Source organism: Actinomadura decatromicini (genome assembly GCF_008121305.1).
GTDB classification, from domain to species: Bacteria; Actinomycetota; Actinomycetes; order Streptosporangiales; family Streptosporangiaceae; genus Spirillospora; species Spirillospora syzygii.
The window spans coordinates 1,724,110-1,741,283 of the sequence record NZ_VSRQ01000001.1 but is presented as its reverse complement, the minus strand read 5'-3'; the positions used below and the strand labels follow the sequence as shown (position 1 = coordinate 1,741,283).

General features: G+C 70.3%; 13 protein-coding genes and 1 pseudogene. 9 read left to right on the top strand and 5 right to left on the bottom strand.

The window, feature by feature from the left end:
* Positions 1 to 57 precede the first annotated feature (57 nt).
* The 5 genes from FXF68_RS07185 to FXF68_RS07165 all read left to right on the top strand — a co-directional run bounded on the left by FXF68_RS07185 (position 58) and on the right by FXF68_RS07165 (position 6,441).
* Complete coding sequence (locus FXF68_RS07185) at positions 58 to 1,749, top strand: LpqB family beta-propeller domain-containing protein (protein ID WP_246178379.1); 1,692 nt, start codon at positions 58 to 60, stop codon at positions 1,747 to 1,749.
* Positions 1,750 to 1,824: 75 nt separating this feature from the next.
* The gene (locus FXF68_RS07180) at positions 1,825 to 2,526 is read left to right on the top strand and encodes a ComF family protein (RefSeq protein WP_148758044.1); all 702 of its coding nucleotides are present in this window, start codon (positions 1,825 to 1,827) and stop codon (positions 2,524 to 2,526) included.
* Between the two features lie 720 nt (positions 2,527 to 3,246).
* A complete protein-coding gene (gene hpf / locus FXF68_RS07175; protein WP_148758043.1) occupies positions 3,247 to 3,900 on the top strand; it encodes a ribosome hibernation-promoting factor, HPF/YfiA family in 654 nt (217 codons plus the stop codon).
* Positions 3,901 to 4,289: 389 nt separating this feature from the next.
* The gene (locus FXF68_RS07170; protein ID WP_148758042.1) at positions 4,290 to 5,042 is read left to right on the top strand and encodes a response regulator; all 753 of its coding nucleotides are present in this window, start codon (positions 4,290 to 4,292) and stop codon (positions 5,040 to 5,042) included.
* Between the two features lie 58 nt (positions 5,043 to 5,100).
* A complete protein-coding gene (locus FXF68_RS07165) occupies positions 5,101 to 6,441 on the top strand; it encodes a winged helix-turn-helix domain-containing protein (RefSeq protein WP_246178440.1) in 1,341 nt (446 codons plus the stop codon).
* Positions 6,442 to 6,667: 226 nt separating this feature from the next.
* Here FXF68_RS07165 and FXF68_RS07160 read toward each other — a convergent pair whose 3' ends face one another.
* Entirely contained in the window at positions 6,668 to 7,117 is a 450-nt protein-coding gene (locus FXF68_RS07160) for an HGxxPAAW family protein (protein WP_246178377.1), read from the bottom strand.
* A 183-nt stretch (positions 7,118 to 7,300) separates the two neighbouring features.
* Between FXF68_RS07160 and secA the strand changes: the two are divergent.
* Both secA and FXF68_RS44740 read left to right on the top strand, forming a co-directional pair.
* Positions 7,301 to 9,898: pseudogene (gene secA / locus FXF68_RS07155) on the top strand (preprotein translocase subunit SecA); the annotation flags it as partial.
* Positions 9,881 to 10,177, top strand: a complete 297-nt coding sequence (locus tag FXF68_RS44740) for an SEC-C metal-binding domain-containing protein (protein WP_425458588.1) — start codon at positions 9,881 to 9,883, stop codon at positions 10,175 to 10,177. The pseudogene secA and the gene FXF68_RS44740, both read left to right, overlap by 18 nt.
* 73 nt (positions 10,178 to 10,250) lie before the next feature.
* On the opposite strand, the gene FXF68_RS07150 is transcribed toward FXF68_RS44740, so the two are convergent.
* The 4 genes from FXF68_RS07150 to FXF68_RS07135 all read right to left on the bottom strand — a co-directional run bounded on the left by FXF68_RS07150 (position 10,251) and on the right by FXF68_RS07135 (position 14,857).
* Positions 10,251 to 10,730, bottom strand: coding sequence for an Rv3235 family protein (locus FXF68_RS07150; RefSeq protein WP_148758040.1), 480 nt, complete (start codon positions 10,728 to 10,730; stop codon positions 10,251 to 10,253).
* Positions 10,731 to 11,012: 282 nt separating this feature from the next.
* The gene (locus tag FXF68_RS07145) at positions 11,013 to 12,392 is read right to left on the bottom strand and encodes a PTS transporter subunit EIIC (protein WP_148758039.1); all 1,380 of its coding nucleotides are present in this window, start codon (positions 12,390 to 12,392) and stop codon (positions 11,013 to 11,015) included.
* A gap of 173 nt (positions 12,393 to 12,565) precedes the next feature.
* Positions 12,566 to 13,309: a GntR family transcriptional regulator gene (locus FXF68_RS07140; RefSeq protein ID WP_148758038.1), complete on the bottom strand. Its 744-nt coding sequence runs from the start codon at positions 13,307 to 13,309 to the stop codon at positions 12,566 to 12,568.
* A 207-nt stretch (positions 13,310 to 13,516) separates the two neighbouring features.
* Entirely contained in the window at positions 13,517 to 14,857 is a 1,341-nt protein-coding gene (locus FXF68_RS07135) for a PTS transporter subunit EIIC (protein ID WP_425458587.1), read from the bottom strand.
* Between the two features lie 107 nt (positions 14,858 to 14,964).
* Between FXF68_RS07135 and nagA the strand changes: the two genes are divergently transcribed.
* Both nagA and FXF68_RS07125 read left to right on the top strand, forming a co-directional pair.
* Positions 14,965 to 16,125, top strand: a complete 1,161-nt coding sequence (nagA, locus tag FXF68_RS07130) for an N-acetylglucosamine-6-phosphate deacetylase (protein WP_148758036.1) — start codon at positions 14,965 to 14,967, stop codon at positions 16,123 to 16,125.
* On the top strand, positions 16,122 to 17,162 hold the full coding sequence (locus FXF68_RS07125; protein ID WP_148758035.1) for an SIS domain-containing protein: 1,041 nt from the start codon (positions 16,122 to 16,124) through the stop codon (positions 17,160 to 17,162). The genes nagA and FXF68_RS07125 overlap by 4 nt, the downstream gene beginning before the upstream one ends.
* The last annotated feature ends 12 nt before the right edge of the window (positions 17,163 to 17,174 follow it).

Here is a 17,174-nt window from a genome sequence, read left to right as displayed (position 1 = left end):
GGGCTCTTCGTGCTCGGCGGGGCGGGGTGCGCGACCGTTCCGAGCGGGGGGCAGGTCGTGACCGGCAAGCCCGCGGAACGCGCGGAACGCGTCGACGACCCGTACGTGCGGCTGATCCCGGTGAAACCGCGGCCGGAATGGGGTCCGGCCCAGATCGTCTCCGGGTTCCTCGCCGCGTCCGCCAGCTTCGACGATAACCACCACGTCGCGAAGACGTACCTCAGCCCGCAGACGTCCTGGAACCCGGGGCTGCGCCCGTTCGTGACCGTCCTGTCCAGCCGGATCATTGCGCCGCAGGTGGTCAAGACGGCCGGTGACCAGGCGACGGTCAGGGTCACCGGTGACGAACTGGGCACGATCACGTCCGACGGGCAGTACACGGCGTCCCCGAAGGGGCTCGACACCACGTTCCAGTTGGCCAAGACCCCCCAGGGCGTATGGCGCATCACCGGCATGCCGGGTGACGACAAGGGAGGGCTGCTCCTTTCCAAGGACGACGTCGAGCGCGCCATGCGCACCGTCAACCTGTTCTTCTTCGCGCCTGATCAGCAGACCCTCGTCCCCAACGGAATCTTCCTGCCGGTGGTCAACAGGCAGACGTTGCCCACGCAGCTCGTCCAGGCGTTGCTGGCGGGGCCGACGTCCTGGCTGAACGGGGCCGTCCGTACCGCCTTTCCGCCTCGCACCCGGCTGCGCCGTGGCGTCCATATCGAGAAGGACGTCGCCACCGTCGACCTGTCCGAAGAGGCCCACGCAGGCAACATCGAGCGGATGTCGGCGCAACTCAGTTGGACGATGCGGCAGCTTTCGGAGATCAAACGGTGGCGGCTCCAGATCAACGGCGAGACGGTCATCGCCCAAGACATGGAGGCCACCCAGCCCGTGCACGCCTGGGAGGGCAACTCCCCTGACGGGCAGGTGCCGCAAGGTGAGACTCACGAGAACGCCTACGTGGTGGGGGCGTCCGGGTACCTGGGCACGTTGCAGGGCGACCGGGCCCAGCCCATCGTGACGGGTCCCGGCGGTCGTCTCTCCCGCCCTGCCATCGCCCCCGACTACCAGGAGTTCGCGGGGCTCAGCGCCACGGCCCGCCAGGTCTATGTCGCGGCCCCCGTCACCGGAGCGCCCACCCCGCACGTCCTGCTGACCGCGCAGGAAGGGGCTCGTTTCACCGCCCCGTCGTGGAGCAATGACGGCACGCTGTGGGTCGTGGAGACCCGGCGGGACGAATCCTGGCTGTGGGTGCGCCCGCGTGGCCGTTCAGCCGTGCGCGCCGCCCACTGGGGTCTGGGCGGACGTGAGGTACTGGCCTTCCGCGTCGCACGCGACGGTGTCCGCGCGGCCGTCATCGCGCGGATCGACGGCCGTCCTCAGGTGCAGGTCGGCCGCATCGCCCATGCCCCGGACGGTTCCCTTGACGTCGGCTCATTCCTGCCGGTGAGTTCCGAACTCCAGGACGCTGTCGACCTCGCCTGGCGTGACTACAACACCCTCGCCGTCTTGGGGCGTGCCAAGCGCGACTCGCAGACGCTGCCGTTCCTGATGCCGATCAGCGGTAGCGCCATCACGTCGTTGGGGGTCGGCTCGTTGGGCGAGCCCCGCACGATCGCCGCCGCGCCCGGCGCCCCGATCCTCATCGGCACCCGCTCGTCCGGCAAGGAACAGGTCTGCCGCCAGCGCGTCCCGAGCAACTCCTACAGCCCCTGGATCTGCCCCACCGCCGCCAAGGACCCGAGCTACCCCCGCTGACGCGCGCCCGGCGAAGTTATCCACAACTGGCGGATCTTGTGCTCGGGGCGGCTCGCGGGCGGCATCGTCGAGGGCATGAGCTTCTTCGCCGACCTGATCGAGCTGCTGCTCCCGGAGCGCTGCGCCGGCTGTGGCACGGCCCCCGTCCTGCTGTGCGAGGAGTGCGCGGCCCCGCTGCAAGCCCCCGCCAGCCCCGCCAGAACGGCTCCGGGCGGCCTACCGCCTCCCTGGACGGTCGCGCCCTATGAGGGGCCTCTCCGGACGATCCTGTCCGCCTACAAGGAACACGGCCGCACGGCCTTAGCCGTCCCGCTAGGCGAGGCCCTGGCCACCGCCATCCACGCCGCCCTGACCCCCACTCGCTCGCCCCCGTCCAAAACCATCCCGCGCCTGCCGGTGGCCGTCGTGTGGGTGCCGTCGGCGCGTGGGGCGGTCCGTCGACGCGGGCACGACCCTCTGCGGGGAGTGGTGGCCGTCGCGGTACGGCGCCTGCGCGCGGAGAGTCTGCCGGTGACCGCCGTCCCCGCCCTGCGGCAACGCGGCCGCGTAGCCGATCAGGCCGGGCTCACGGCCACGCAACGAACCGCCAACCTGGACGGAGCCCTCGAAGTGACGCCGAGCACCCACCTCACCGGCCACCGGATCGTCCTGGTGGACGACGTGATGACCACAGGCGCCTCCCTCGCGGAAGCGGCCCGAGCCCTCCGCGCCGCCGGAGCCGAGCCATCGGCCACCGCCACGATCGCCACCACCCCTCTCCGCCGAGAACGGAGATAGCAACGGGATGGATTGGAACGATTTTGTCTTTGGGGGTGGTTGGTGACTTTCTTCACGTTGGAGGGAAACACCGGCAGGTAGTTACCACGCGTAGTCGAGATTTCGGGGGAGGCGGGGCGGGCGTCCGGGGCACGTCTTGGCAGTGGGGGAGTCGAGGTTTTCCAAACTCACCGAAGGGAGAGACCCGTCTGACCTGCGGTGGTGGAGAGGGCGCGACGGGCGCGTCCGTGGGGGTTCACAGTGATCCGTGGGGCGCCTGAAACGAGGCAGGGTGCCTGATGCGACAGTCTCCGATGACGGTCAGTGAGTTTTTCCTCCGTCCACCCCCCTGACATTCGTGGCGTAAGGGGTTAGCGTTCCTGACATGGCACCCGCCCGGGTCCGTGGTTGCGTTGGATCGCAGCGCTCGTCAGGAGCGCGTCAGCCGGTCCGGCTAGCCGATGCCAGGCGCAGGCGAAACGGCCCACGTAAGGCGACTTCTCGTCGACCGATCACGGTGCGCCTTAGAGGTAAGTCCTGCCCCGGCGGGGGATCCGACATCCCCCGCACAGGGAGAAGGGCAGTAGTGGCGAAAGCGCCGCGAGGCCTTCAGCAGGCGGATGTGGGGACGAAGACCAGGTCGGCCGGGCGGGTGCGACCCACCGTCCTGTGGTGCCGTCCGGGGCGTACAGGAGCTCCCCGGCCGGCCGGAAACGCAACCGGGAGAAGGGGGGTCCCCGCGTGAACATCACCGTCAGGGGCCGGCACACCGATGTCAACGACAGGTTCCGTCGGCATGTCGACAACAAACTGGCCAAGATCGAGCGGCTCAACCAGAAGGTCATCCGCGTGGATGTGGAGGTGTCCGAGGAACGCAACCCACGGCTCGCCGACCAGCGCGAAAGGGTGGAGCTGACGATCCGCTCCCGGGGCCCGGTGATCCGTGCCGAGGCCGCCGCCGACGACCGGTACGGCGCCCTCGACCTGGCGCTCGACAAGCTGGAGTCGCGCCTGCGCCGCGACTCCGAACGGCGCAAGGGGCACGGCGGGAAGGGCCGTGCCAAGCTCGCGACCATGGAGCCGCTGCCGGAGGCGCTCCCCGAGCCCCCGCCGCCCGTTACGCGACCCGCTCCGCCCGTCAGGGACGAACCCGAGGCCGTGAAGGTCTCGCCGGACGAGAACATCGTCCCGATCCCCATGGACGGCGACGGCCCCGTCGTCGTCCGCGAGAAGTTCCACAAGGCCGAGCCGATGGGCATCGAACAAGCCCTGTTCGAGATGGAGCTCGTCGGCCACGACTTCTTCCTGTACCGCGACAAGGCCACCGGGCACCCGTCCGTCGTCTACCGGAGACGGGGCTGGGACTACGGGGTCATCAGGCTCGTCGAAGAGTGATGCGGCACTCGCGTCACGTCACCGTCCGAACCATGCCATGATCTGAAAAGGCGTACCAGCCGAACCGCGGACGCGGTGGTCCGGGGGAGGGTCCGGTGCGGCGCCGAGCGCCACTCGGCCGTCCGGAGCCAGGCCCGGCCCCGCGCCGCGGCGGCGGTCCCGCCGGGTCCCCGGACCCGCGGCGGCCACCCGGGAACCTCCCGGGACGCACAGCAGTTCACCGGAGGACACCCCGGCCCGAAATCCCCCGGGTCCGTCCCCGGAACCCGTAGGTTCCCCAGAACGACCCCGTCGGAGAGCAGCCAACCCTCCGGCGGCCGCAGATCGCTGAACGCTGAATATTGAAGATTGAAGGGGGGAAGCGGCGTCTTCTCCACGCCGCGACTCTGGTGAGCGAGAATCCCGAGGCTCGCGACGCCGCGGCGGTACCCCGTCAGGCCGGCGCAACCCCCGCCGGCCCTGAGGCGGCCCAGCCCGCCGACCCGATCCGCGTGCTCATCGTCGACGACCACGCGCTGTTCCGCCGCGGCCTGGAGATGGTCCTGCAGGGGGAGAGCGACATCGAGGTCATCGGCGAGGGCGGGGACGGGCACGAGGCGGTCGAGATGGCGGGCGACCTGCTGCCCGACGTCGTCCTGATGGACATCAGGATGCCGCGCCGCAGCGGCATCGAGGCGTGCACGGCGATCAAGGACGCGGCGCCCAGCGCCAAGATCGTCATGCTCACGATCAGCGACGAGGAGGAGGACCTCTTCGAGGCGATCAAGGCCGGGGCCAGCGGCTACCTGCTCAAGGAGATCTCGATCGACGAGGTGCCGCAGGCGGTCCGCGCGGTGCACGGCGGGCAGTCGCTGATCAGCCCGTCGATGGCGTCCAAGCTCATCACCGAGTTCGCCGCGCTGGCGAAGCGGAGCGAGGAGCGGACCCAGCAGGTGCCCGCGCCGCGCCTCACCGAGCGCGAGATGGAGGTGCTGCGGCTCGTCGCCCGCGGCCTCGGCAACCGGGAGATCGCCCGCGAGCTGTTCATCTCCGAGAACACGGTGAAGAACCACGTCCGGAACATCCTGGAGAAGCTGCAGCTCCACTCCCGGATGGAGGCCGTGGTGTACGCCGTCCGGGAGAAGCTGCTGGAGATCACCTGAGTCCGTCGCGACCGGCAATCCGCTTTTGTCGGTGTCGTGCCGTAGCATCGCGGACGTGATCGAGGCAGAGCTCACCGCGGACGAGGCACGACGGCTCCAGCTGCGTGCCCAGGGCTTCATCGGCGCGCGCCCGAAGGGCGGCGTCCCGGCGATGCTGGAACGGCTCGGCGCCGTCCAGCTCGACACGATCTCCGTCCTGGCGCGCTCGCACGAACTCGTCCCCTACGCCCGCCTGGGCCCGGTCGGCCGCGCCGCCGTCGAAACCGCCTACTGGGGCAACGGCCAGACCCCCACCGCCGCAACCCGGACCGCCGGACGCCCCACCACCGCTCCGGGTGGGCGTGCTGGTGGCGTTGCTCTGGCCGGACCAGCCGGTGGCGTCGTTCCGGGCTCGTCCGCTGGACGACATGCTGGCGCGACCAATGGCCAGGGTGGGTTCGGGACGTTTGAGTATTGGGCGCATGCGGCTTCGGTGCTGCCGTTGGGCGACTGGCCTTTGTTCGCATTTCGTCGACGGGCGTACCTCCAGCGGGGATGGCGTTGGCACAAAGTGCCCGAAGGGGTCTGTGACGAGATCCGTGCCCGGCTGAAGGCGGACGGTCCGCTCACCACCAAGGAGCTGGGCGGGGCCAAGGCGAGCGCCGAGTGGTGGGACTGGAGCGACCACAAGATCGGCATCGAGTGGCTGCTGGACATCGGCGAGGTCGTCTGCGTCCAGCGCGTCGGCTGGCGGCGGGTGTACGACCTGGCCGAGCGTGCCGTCCCGGCGGAACTGCTCGCACGGGAACTCGACGACGACGCCTGCCTGACCGCGCTCGTCGCCCGCGCCGGACGGGCCCTCGGCGTCGGAACCCGGGCCGACCTCGCCGACTACTACCGGCTCAAGCAGGACCAGGTGGAGCAGGTCGTCGAGGCGACCGCGCTGGTGCCGGTCAAGGTGGCGGGCTGGACGCAGCGCGCCTGGGCCGACCCCGACGCGCTGGCCGAACTGCCGGGCCTGCGTGGCAGGCATGCCACCACGCTGCTGTCACCGTTCGACTCGCTCGTCTGGGACAGGGCCCGCACGTCCCGCGTGTTCGGGTTCGACCACCGGCTGGAGGCGTACGTCCCGAGGGCGAAGCGGGTCCACGGCTATTTCGCGATGCCGCTGCTGGCCGGGGGCCGTCTGCTCGGACGGGTCGACCCCGCCAGGGAGGGCCGCACCCTCATCGCCAGGCAGGTCTCCATGGAGGCTCGGGCGACCGGCACGCCGTCGCGGACGGAGTCGTCCGCCGCGGCGCTCGCCACGGCGCTGTGGCGGGCCGCCTCCTGGGTCGGCTGCGACGACGTCCGCGTCGAACGCTCCGACCTGCCGCGCGACATCCTCGACTCCGCCCTGAAGAACGCCACCCCCGCCTGACGCGCCCGGTTTGGGGGGTGGTGCCCCGCTCCGGCCCGGTGGGAGTGGGCCGGAGGCGGGGGTTTGGTGACGCTCAGGGGTAGAGGGGATGCTTGGAGTGACATTCCGGAGTGGTGTTCCGGGGGCGGCTCGGGGGAGCCTTGGGAATGGAGCCGGTTTCGGGCTTGTTGTTATGCGACGAAAGACATGCTCCAATTCCGGGGAATTCTGATCTCCGTCCGGAACGTCAGCCGTGCGGGGTGTGCTGGGGATCGGTCGCGATGGGACGGTCCAAAGCCTCGCCGCCCGAGCCGCCGCGCCGCTTCGCCGTCCGCCTGCCGAACAGCGAGTAGTCGACGATCTCCGGGACGACACGGGGCGCGTCCACCACCACGTCCGCGAACAAGTGGACGAAACCGCTGATGACCATGCCCAGCACGACCACGCCGACGCCCACCCAGAACATGATCCACAGGGGGCCGAGGCACAGCGCGACGCCGCCGACGACGAACCCGGCGAAGATGACGGCCACCGCGAACCACGAGCTCAGCGCGCCCGCGTGCGAGCCGTGCGGCTCGTGCACCGCGTGCGAACCGTGCGCCGACCGCTCGTCCCGGGATTTCTGAGACCCGCCCGGCCCGTCCGGGCCGTCCGCTCCGGCCGTGCGCGGCTCTCCTGACTGCGAATTTTCGGACACAGCGCCTCCCTCCGACTGCTGTGGGGGATCCTCTCCGGCACCCGGAATGTCAAACGGGGCCCGTTGTGGATTGCGCTGCGGAGTGACCTAGACCATTCTGGGTCTCGCCTACGATGGGCATCGTACGTGTGGTGTGCGCGCCGCCTGGAGCGGTGAACCACGATCTGCAAGGAGCCTTCGAGAGTGCCGCCAGTCATCGACAAGATCCTTCGTGCGGGCGAGGGAAAGACCCTGCGCAAGCTCAAGAAGCTCGCGGATCAGGTCAACTCGATCGAGGAGGACTTCCTCGAGATGAGCGACGCCGAGTTGCGCGAGCTGACCGACAAGTACCGAGAACGCCTCGCCGACGGCGAGACCCTGGACGACCTGCTCCCCGAGGCGTTCGCGACCGCTCGCGAGGCCGCCAAGCGCGTGCTCGGGCAGCGCCACTTCGACGTCCAGATCATGGGCGGGGCCGCGCTGCATCTCGGCAACATCGCCGAGATGAAGACGGGGGAGGGCAAGACCCTCACCGCCGTCCTGCCGGCCTATCTGAACGCCCTGTCCGGCGACGGCGTCCATGTGGTCACGGTCAACGACTATCTGGCCAAACGTGACGCCGAGTGGATGGGCCGCGTCCACCAGTTCCTCGGGCTGGAGGTCGGCGTCGTCCTGGCGCAGATGACGCCCGAGGAGCGCCGCGCGGCCTACGAGGCCGACATCACGTATGGCACGAACAACGAGTTCGGCTTCGACTACCTGCGCGACAACATGGCGTGGAGCCTGGACGAGTGCGTCCAGCGCGGCCACAACTTCGCCATCGTCGACGAGGTCGACTCCATCCTGATCGACGAGGCCAGGACCCCGCTGATCATCTCGGGACCCGCCGAGCAGAACTCCAAGTGGTACGGCGAGTTCGCCAAGATCGCCCCGCGCCTGAAGCGCGCCGAGCTGGTCAGCACGGCGGGCCAGGTCGACGAGTACGGCCCCGGCGACTACGAGGTCAACGAGAAGAAGCGCACGGTCGGCATCACCGAGTCGGGCGTCGAGAAGGTCGAGGATTGGCTCGGCATCGACAACCTGTACGACTCGGTCAACACGCCCCTGGTCAGCTTCCTGAACAACGCCCTGAAGGCCAAGGAGCTCTACAAGCGCGACAAGGACTACGTCGTCATGAACGGCGAGGTCCTGATCGTGGACGAGTTCACCGGCCGGATCCTCCACGGTCGCCGCTACAACGAGGGCATGCACCAGGCCATCGAGGCCAAGGAGGGCGTGGCGATCAAGGACGAGAACCAGACGCTCGCCACGATCACCCTGCAGAACTACTTCCGCCTCTACTCGAAGCTGTCCGGGATGACCGGCACCGCCGAGACCGAGGCGGCGGAGTTCAACAAGACCTACAAGATCGGCGTCGTGCCGATCCCGACGAACAAGCCGATGATCCGCGAGGACGTCGCGGACGTCGTCTACAAGACCGAGCAGGCCAAGTTCGAGGCCGTCGTCGACGACATCGCCGAGCGGCACGAGAAGGGCCAGCCGGTCCTCGTCGGCACCACGTCCGTGGAGAAGTCCGAGAAGCTGAGCAAGATGCTCAAGCGGCGCGGCATCCCGCACCAGGTGCTGAACGCCAAGCACCACGAGCAGGAGTCGGCGATCGTCGCGGAGGCGGGCCGCAAGGGCGGCGTGACCGTCGCGACGAACATGGCCGGCCGCGGCACCGACATCATGCTCGGCGGCAACCCCGACTTCCGCGCCGACCTGGAGCTGCACCAGCGCGGGCTGTCCCCGCTGGAGACGCCCGAGGAGTACGAGGCTGCCTGGCCGGAGGCGCTGGAGAAGGCCAAGGAGGCCGTGAAGGGCGAGCACGAGGAGGTCGTCGAGATCGGCGGCCTGTACGTCCTCGCGACCGAGCGGCACGAGTCGCGGCGCATCGACAACCAGCTCCGCGGCCGGTCCGGCCGCCAGGGCGACCCGGGCGAGTCCCGGTTCTACCTGTCCCTTGAGGACGACCTGATGCGGCTGTTCAACTCCGCCCGGGTCGAAGCGATCATGAACCGGCTGAACATCCCGGACGAGCAGCCGATCGAGTCGAAGATCGTCTCGAACGCGATCAAGTCGGCGCAGAGCCAGGTCGAGCAGCAGAACTTCGAGATGCGCAAGAACGTCTTGAAGTACGACGAGGTGCTGAACCGGCAGCGCAAGGTCATCTACGCCGAGCGCCGCAAGGTGCTGGAGGGCGCCGACCTCCACGAGCAGGTCCGCAACATGATCGACGAGGTCGTCGCGGGCTACGTCGCGGGCGCCACCGGCGAGGGCTTCGCCGAGGAGTGGGACCTCGACAAGCTCTGGAAGGCGTTCAAGCAGCTCTACCCGATCTCCATCACGGTGGACGAGCTGGTCGAGGACGCCGTCGACGGCGACATCTCCGGCCTGGACGCCGAGACCCTCGCCGCGAAGATCCGCGACGACGCCCACTCGTGCTACGACAAGCGCGAGGAGGAGCTCGGCGCCGAGGTGATGCGGGAGCTGGAGCGCCGCGTCGTGCTGAACGTCCTCGACCGCAAGTGGCGCGAGCACCTCTACGAGATGGACTACCTCCAGGAGGGCATCGGCCTGCGGGCCATGGCGCAGCGCGACCCGCTGGTCGAGTACCAGCGCGAGGGCTACGACATGTTCAACGCGATGCTCGACGGCATCAAGGAGGAGTCGGTCGGCTACCTGTTCAACCTGGAGGTCCAGGTCGAGGAGCAGCCGGACGCCCCGGTCGTCGGCGCCGCGCCCGTGTCGGTCGCGAAGTCGGCGGGCGACGTCGAGACCCTCTCGCTGGACGACGTCGAGGAGGTCGAGGAGGCCCCCGCGGAGGCCCCCGCCATCAAGGCGAAGGGGCTGGAGAAGCCGTCGCGTCCGTCGAAGCTGGAGTACTCGGCCCCGACCGTCGACGGTGAGGGCGGCGTCGAGCACCACAGCGAGGAAGTCGACGACGAGTACGCGGGCGTGAACCGCAACGACCCGTGCCCCTGCGGCTCGGGCAAGAAGTTCAAGCGCTGCCACGGCGACCCGCGCAGCCGCGGCAAGTGACTGCGTAGCGGCAAGTGACCGCGTAGCACCGCTTCGACGGCGGCCTCCCGGACTTCCGGGAGGCCGCCGTCGGCTATCGGGCGGTCGTTTCGAGGGCGGTGCAGCGCCAGCGTCCCCGGGTGTGGTCGAGGCGCAGGGCCAGGGCGTGGACGCGGCCCGCGACCACCACCACGGCGGTCGTCTCGGCGATCGCCGGTGCGGGACGCTGCGTCCGGCACGAGAGCACCCTCGGCGGGACGACCCGTCGCCCGGCGAGGCTCGGCGCGGCCCGGTGGAGCAGCTCGCGGCAGACGGCGGGGACGGCCACCAGGGAGAGCTGGTGCGTCGGACGGGTGCCCGCCAGGACCTCCACGATCAACCGTACGGCGGCGTCGGCGACGGCTCCGACCTCGGCTTCCACCCCGTCCGCCGGACGGACCAGGCGCAGCCCCGGCGGCCGCACCGGGTGCGTCTGGGGCGTCGCGGGCCGCAGCGCCAGCGCGCCCCGGGTGGCGGGCATCGGACGGTACCGGACGAATCGCACCGCAGCGGGCTTGTCCGTACGTCGCCGCATGAAAGACCTCCTGTCTCGGTTCATGACAGGAGTCGCGAGAGCCGCGAAAAATACGTCCTGGCCGACTACGGCCGAATAGCCCCGAACAGGCCGGATATCCGCCGCCAAAGCGATAAGCGAACCGGCCGGACGCTGGGAAGGGGAGAAGGCGGCGGGACGCTGGGGCGTCCCGCCGCCTTCTGGGAGCGGGCCCCGGACGGGTGCGGGGGCGCCGGGGCCCGGGAGCGGGGCCGGTGGGCTGGACCGGCCCGGGGGAGGGGTGCCGCGGGCACCCGGGGTCGGTCAGCCGCCGGCAGGGGAGTCCTGCGGCTTCGCGCGCTTCTTCCCGCCGCCGGTGGTGCCGGTGCCGCCGCTGCCGGCGAGCTCCGGGTCGGCGGTCGGGTCGGCGATGCTCGACTCCTCGCCCTCCGGTTCACGTCCCGGCGTCGCGAAGTTGAACTTCACGATCAGGAACTTGAAGACGAAGTAGTACACGAAGAAGTAGAGGACGCCCATTCCGAGGATGAGCGGGAGCCCCTTCGTGTTGTCCTTCGAGGCGTTCAGCAGCAGGTCGATGCCGCCCGCCGAGAAGCCGAAGCCGAGCTTCGCCCCGGCGGCCTCCAGCACCGCCATCGAGATGCCGGTGAGGACGACGTGCACCCCGTACAGGACGGGCGCGACGAACATGAACGCGAACTCGATCGGCTCGGTGACGCCGGTGACGAACGCGGTCAGCGCGGCGGAGACCATGATGCCGCCGACGGCGGGACGGCGGTGCGGCGGCGCGGCGCGCCAGATGGCCATCGCGGCGCCCGGCAGGCCGAACATCAGGACGGGGAAGTACCCGGCGAGCAGGCCGCCCGCGTGGGGGTCGCCGGCGAGGTAGCGGTTGATCTCGCCGTGCACGGCGCCGTCCGGGCCGTTGTAGGTGCCGAACACGAACCAGATGAGCGAGTTCACGATGTGGTGCAGGCCGAACGGGATCAGCAGCCGGTTGACGACGCCGTAGATGCCCGCGCCGAGCGCGCCCGCGCCGGTGATCCAGTCGCCGAAGTCGGTGAGCCAGCCGCCGAGCACCGGCCAGACGAAGCCGATCAGGACGCCGAGCAGCAGGCCGGCGAGCGCGGTGACGATGGGGACGAACCGCCGTCCGCCGAAGAAGGCCAGGTAGGTGGGCAGCTTCACGCGGTAGAAGCGCTGGTAGAGCAGCGCCGCGGTGAGGCCCATCAGGATGCCGCCGAGCACCTGCGTCGGGTTCGTGGCGCCCCAGTCGATGGTCGGCGTCGGCTGGCCGTCCTTCACCTGCGTGATGAGGACGGTCGCCTTGAGGTCGTCGGAGTGCGAGAACATCGTCTTGGAGACGTGGTCGAAGACGAGGTACCCGACCACCGCGGCGAGGGCGGTGGAGCCGTCGGACTTCTTGGCGAAGCCGATCGCCACGCCGACCGCGAAGAGCAGGGGCAGGCTCATGAACAGCGCGTTGCCGGCGTTGCCGACGACTTCGGCGACGCGGTTCCACTCGAGGCCGTCCTTGCCGAGCATGTCGGGCTGGCCGAAGCGGAGCAGCAGTGCGGCGGCGGGCAGCACGGCGATCGGCAGCATGAGGCTGCGGCCGATCCGCTGCAGCACCGCGAGGATGCTCGACCCGCGCCGTGGCGCGGAGTCCACTGTCGTGGCGGTCATCGCGAGGTTCCTCCTCAGGGGTTACAGGAGTTCTCAGGGGTGGTCGGGGCGGGACTACTCAGGGGCTGGACTTTTCGGGGTGAGACTTCTCAGATGCTGAGAGTTCTCAAGTTCTCAAGGTCTGGGACGTCTCATGGGCGGGGCTTCTCAGGGGTGGGTTTCGCGGGGCTGGGTCAGGGCTGGTGCGCCGGGGGGTTCCCCAGCGCGGTGTGGATCTGGTACCGGTCCGCCCGGTAGGTCGACACGCCCAGTTCGGCGCACGCGCCTCCGGTGTAGGAGCGGCGTTGCAGGTGCAGGACGGCACTGCCGCGGGGGATCAGCAGGTGCCTGGCGTCGGTCGCGTCGGCGAGACCGGCGTCGATGGTCTGGTCTCCGGCGTCGAAGACCAGCCCGTAGACCGCTTCGAGCACGCCGTAGAGCGATCGGTCGGCGAGCCTGCGGTCCAGCAGGTCGGGGGCGAGCGAGGCGAGGATGTGGGCACGTTCCAGCGCCATCGGCTCCCCGTCGGCGGTGCGCAGCCGCTCGATGACGTGGATCTCCGTCCCGGGTTCGATCTCGAAGATCCGGGCGAGCCTCGCGTCGGCCGGGACGGTCCGGCGGTCGAGGTCGATCGCGCCCGGACGCAGCCCGCGGCTCAGCATGTCCTCGGTGAAGGAGACGAGCCGGAGCGGCATCTCGATCTTCGGTCTGGCCACGAACGTGCCCTTGCCCGGGACGCGGTACAGCCGTCCTTCTGAGACGAGCTGGTCCACGCCCTGCCGGACGGTCATCCTGGACAGTTCGTACCTGACGCACAGCTCGCGCTCCGAGGGGATCGGGGCGTCGACGGGCAGCTCGGCGCTCTCGATGAGGTCGAGGAGTATCGCGCGGAGCTGGAAGTACTTCGGGACGGGACTGTGCGGGTCGATGGTCGTCACGGGGGTTTCCTCGATGGCCGGGGGCCGGATCGACTGGATTCGCCGGGGTACGACGGGTATGTGGGCTAGACAGTAGTTCAGGGCTATTCGATTTGGTTCGTACCGGTCTAGGCCGGACTAGACCACAGGTTCAAAACACCTGTCAATGCACGAATTCGTAACGACGGCATCACGGCGTTCGTCCGGCAAGATCGGCGAACGCGCAGGTCAGGGACCTCGTGCGGAGGGCGTGTCCGGCTGCTCGTCCGGCGGCGCCTCGGGCGGGCTGTCCTCTTCCGGCTCCCGTCCGGGCGTCGGCAGGTCGAACCTCGTGATGACGAACGTGAAGATCGCGTAGTACAGGACGAAGTACACCCCGCCGAGCGCGACGACCATCCACAGATGGCGGGTGTTGCTCTTGGTCGCGTTCAGGAGCAGGTCGATGAGCCCGGCCGAGAAACTGAATCCGAGCTGCGCGTCCGCCGCCGCGAGCAGGGCCATCGACACACCGGTCAAGACGACGTGGATCCCGTACAGCAGCGGCGCGACGAACATGAACGAGAACTCGATGGGCTCGGTGACGCCGGTGACGAACGCGGTCAGCGCGGCGGAGAGCATCAGGCCGCCGACGGTGGCGCGGCGGTGCGGCGGGGCCGTCCGCCAGATGGCGAGGGCCGCGCCGGGCAGGCCGAACATCAGCACCGGGAAGAACCCGGCGAGGAGCGTCCCGGAGTGCGGGTCGCCCGCCAGGTAGCGGTTGATCTCGCCGTGGACGACGCCGTCCGGCCCCTGGTAGGAGCCGAACACGAACCAGATCAGCGAGTTCAGGATGTGGTGCAGCCCGAACGGGATCAGCAGCCGGTTGGCGACGCCGTAGACGCCCGCGCCGAGCGCGCCCGCGCCGGTGATCCAGTCGCCGAACGCGTCGATGCGCCCGCCGAGCACCGGCCAGACCAGGCCGAGGACGACGCCGAGCAGCAGCGCGGCGGCGGCGCTGACGATCGGGACGAACCGCCGCCCGCCGAAGAACGCGAGCCAGGACGGCAGCTTCACCCGGTAGAACCGCTGGTAGAGCAGGGCGACCATGATCCCGACGAGGATGCCGCCGAGGACCTGGGTCGGGTTCGTCAGCCCGTAGCCGATCGTCTCCTTCAGCGAGCCGTCCTCCTGCCGGACCAGTTGGACGACCGCACCCTTCAACTCGGGGCTGTGCGCGAACAGCGTCTTCGAGACGCGGTCGAACACGAGGTAGGCGACGACGGCGGCGAGCGCGGTCGACCCGTCGGCCTTCTTCGCGAACCCGATGGCGACGCCGACCGCGAACAGGATCGGCAGGTTGTCGAGCAGCGACCCGCCCGCGGCGGCGAAGACCTCGGCGATCCGGTCCCAGCCGAGGCCGTCCGCGCCGAGCAGGTCGGGCTGGCCGAGCCGGAGCAGGATGCCGGCGGCGGGCAGGACGGCGATCGGCAGCATGAGGCTCCGGCCGATCCGCTGCAGCACGCCGAACGCGGACGTCCAGGCGCCGCCGAGCCCCGTCCGTTCCTGACGAGTTCCGGCCGACATTGTCATTCCCATCCGATTCGTGGAGTATGGTGCCACCTGGTCTAGTCCGGACTAGACCAGTTGATTCGGGCGTTAACGACCAGCGATCGTCGCGTCACAGAGAGTGCGCACCCATGGCATCACTTCTGATCACGGCCAACCGCATGATCATTACCCCCGCGGGCAGTTCTACCCGCGTACTCTCGCCGGGATACGTCCGCGTCGTGGACGGCGTGATCGCCGAGGCCGGGCAGGGCCCGCCGGACGGCCCGTCCGACGTCGACCTGCCGGACGGCCTGCTCGCCCCCGGCCTGGTCGACCTCCAGGTGAACGGCTTCTTCGGCCACGACATGGTGGACGCCGACGAGGCCGCCTGGCACACCGTCGTCGGCCGCCTCCCCGAGACCGGCGTCACCGCGTTCCTGCCGACGTTCATCACCGCCCCGGTCGCGACGCAGGCCGCAGCGCTGCACCGCCTCCGCGACCTCCTGCCGGGACTTCCGCGCGGCACCCGCGTCCTCGGCGTCCACCTCGAAGGCCCGTTCCTGTCGGAGAAGCGCAAGGGCGCGCACAACGCGATCTACCTGACCGACCCGGAGCCCGAGGCGATCGCGACGCTGCTGGAGACCGGGCTCGTCAAGCTTGTGACCCTCGCCCCCGAGCGGAACGGCGCCCTCGAAGCGATCCGCACCCTCACCGCCGCGGGCGTGCTGGTCAGCGTCGGGCACAGCGACGCCACCGCCGCGCAGACGGCCGAGGCCGCGGACGCCGGGGCGCGCATGGTCACCCACATCTTCAACGCGCAGTCGGGCGTCCACCACCGCGAGCCGGGCGTCGCCGCGCAGGCGCTGATCGACGACCGGCTGAGCCCCGGCCTGATCCTCGACCTGCACCACGTCGGGCCGGAGGCGGCCGAGCTCGTGTTCCGCGCCGCGGCCGGACGGGTCGTGCTCGTCACCGACGCGGCGGCATCGGCCGGGATGCCCCCCGGCACCTACGAACTCGGCGGCGAGCCCATCACCATGCCCGAGCAGGGCCCGCCGCTGCGCGCCGACGGCACCATCGCCGGGTCCGGCCTCCGGCTGGACGAGGCCGTCGGCAACGCGATCGGCCTCGGGATCGGCACGGCCGCCGCGGTGGACGCGGCGACCCGGATCCCGGCCGAGCTGATCGGCCGGCCGGACCTCGGCCGCATCGCCCCGGGCGCCGCCGCGGACCTGGTCTGGCTGGGGCCGGACCACCGGGCGCGTACCACGTGGGTCAACGGGCAGAAAGTCTTCGGAGGGGGATCATGACCAGCAGAATGCGCGCCGAGATCGGCGAGCAGCCGGACGCGCTGCGCCGGACGATCGACGCGCTGCTGCCGCGCACGCCCGACATCGGGGCGCTCGCCCGGGAGACGCGGCAGGTGCTGTTCATCGCGCGGGGATCGTCCGACAACGCCGCGGTGTACGGCCGCTACCTGGTGGAGTCGCGGGCCGGGCGGCTGTCCACGCTCGCCGCCCCGTCCATCGCGACGACCTACCGGCGCAGGCTCGACCTGTCCGGCGTGCTGGCCGTCGCGATCAGCCAGTCCGGCAAGACCGAGGAGATCGTCGAGACGCTCGCCTGGGCGAAGGACTGCGGCGCCCGGACGGTCGCGATCACCAACGGCGCCGGGTCCCCGCTCGCCGAGGCCGCCGAGGTCGCGCTGATCACGCTCGCGGGCGACGAGGTCGCCGTCCCGGCGACGAAGACCTACACGACCCAGCTCGCCGCGCTGTCGGTGCTCGGCGTCGGCCTCGGCGCGGACGTCGCCGCGGACGACCTGCGCCGCGTCCCCGACGAGGTCGCCGGGATGATCGAGCGGACGGAGGGCTCCGCCCCGCTGGCGGAGATCGTCGAGGCGCTGGCGAAGGTGCCCGGCGCGGTCGTGTCCGGGCGCGGCATCGCGTTCGGCACCGCGCTTGAGCTGGCGCTGAAGATGAAGGAGGCGTGCTACCTGCACGCCATGGGCCTGTCGTACGCCGACCTGCAGCACGGCCCGATCGCCGTGGTCGACGGCCAGACGCCCGCGCTGCTCGTCGCGGCCGGCTCCGGCCCGACGCTCGCCGGGACGGTCGCGCTCGCGCGCCGCATCGAGAGCGCCGGGGCGCACGCCTACGGCATCGGCGGCGGCGACGACCTCGCGGCCGCGTCCACGGCCGCCCTGCCCGGTCCGGCGCTGCCCGAATGGGTGGCGCCGCTCGGCCTCATCGTCCCCGGTCAGCTTCTTGTAGAGAACCTGGCCCGCCGTCTCGGCATCGACCCAGACGTACCCCGTGGCCTCAACAAGGTCACCCAGACACACTGAGCCGTCCCGACC

Coding starts and splice junctions, on each gene's coding strand:
- FXF68_RS07150 (WP_148758040.1), bottom strand. CDS start 10,730: ATGCGGCGACGTACGGACAAGCCCGCTGCGGTGCGATTCGTCCGGTAC.
- FXF68_RS07180 (WP_148758044.1), top strand. CDS start 1,825: ATGAGCTTCTTCGCCGACCTGATCGAGCTGCTGCTCCCGGAGCGCTGC.
- nagA (WP_148758036.1), top strand. CDS start 14,965: ATGGCATCACTTCTGATCACGGCCAACCGCATGATCATTACCCCCGCG.
- FXF68_RS07135 (WP_425458587.1), bottom strand. CDS start 14,857: ATGACAATGTCGGCCGGAACTCGTCAGGAACGGACGGGGCTCGGCGGC.
- FXF68_RS07145 (WP_148758039.1), bottom strand. CDS start 12,392: ATGACCGCCACGACAGTGGACTCCGCGCCACGGCGCGGGTCGAGCATC.
- FXF68_RS07125 (WP_148758035.1), top strand. CDS start 16,122: ATGACCAGCAGAATGCGCGCCGAGATCGGCGAGCAGCCGGACGCGCTG.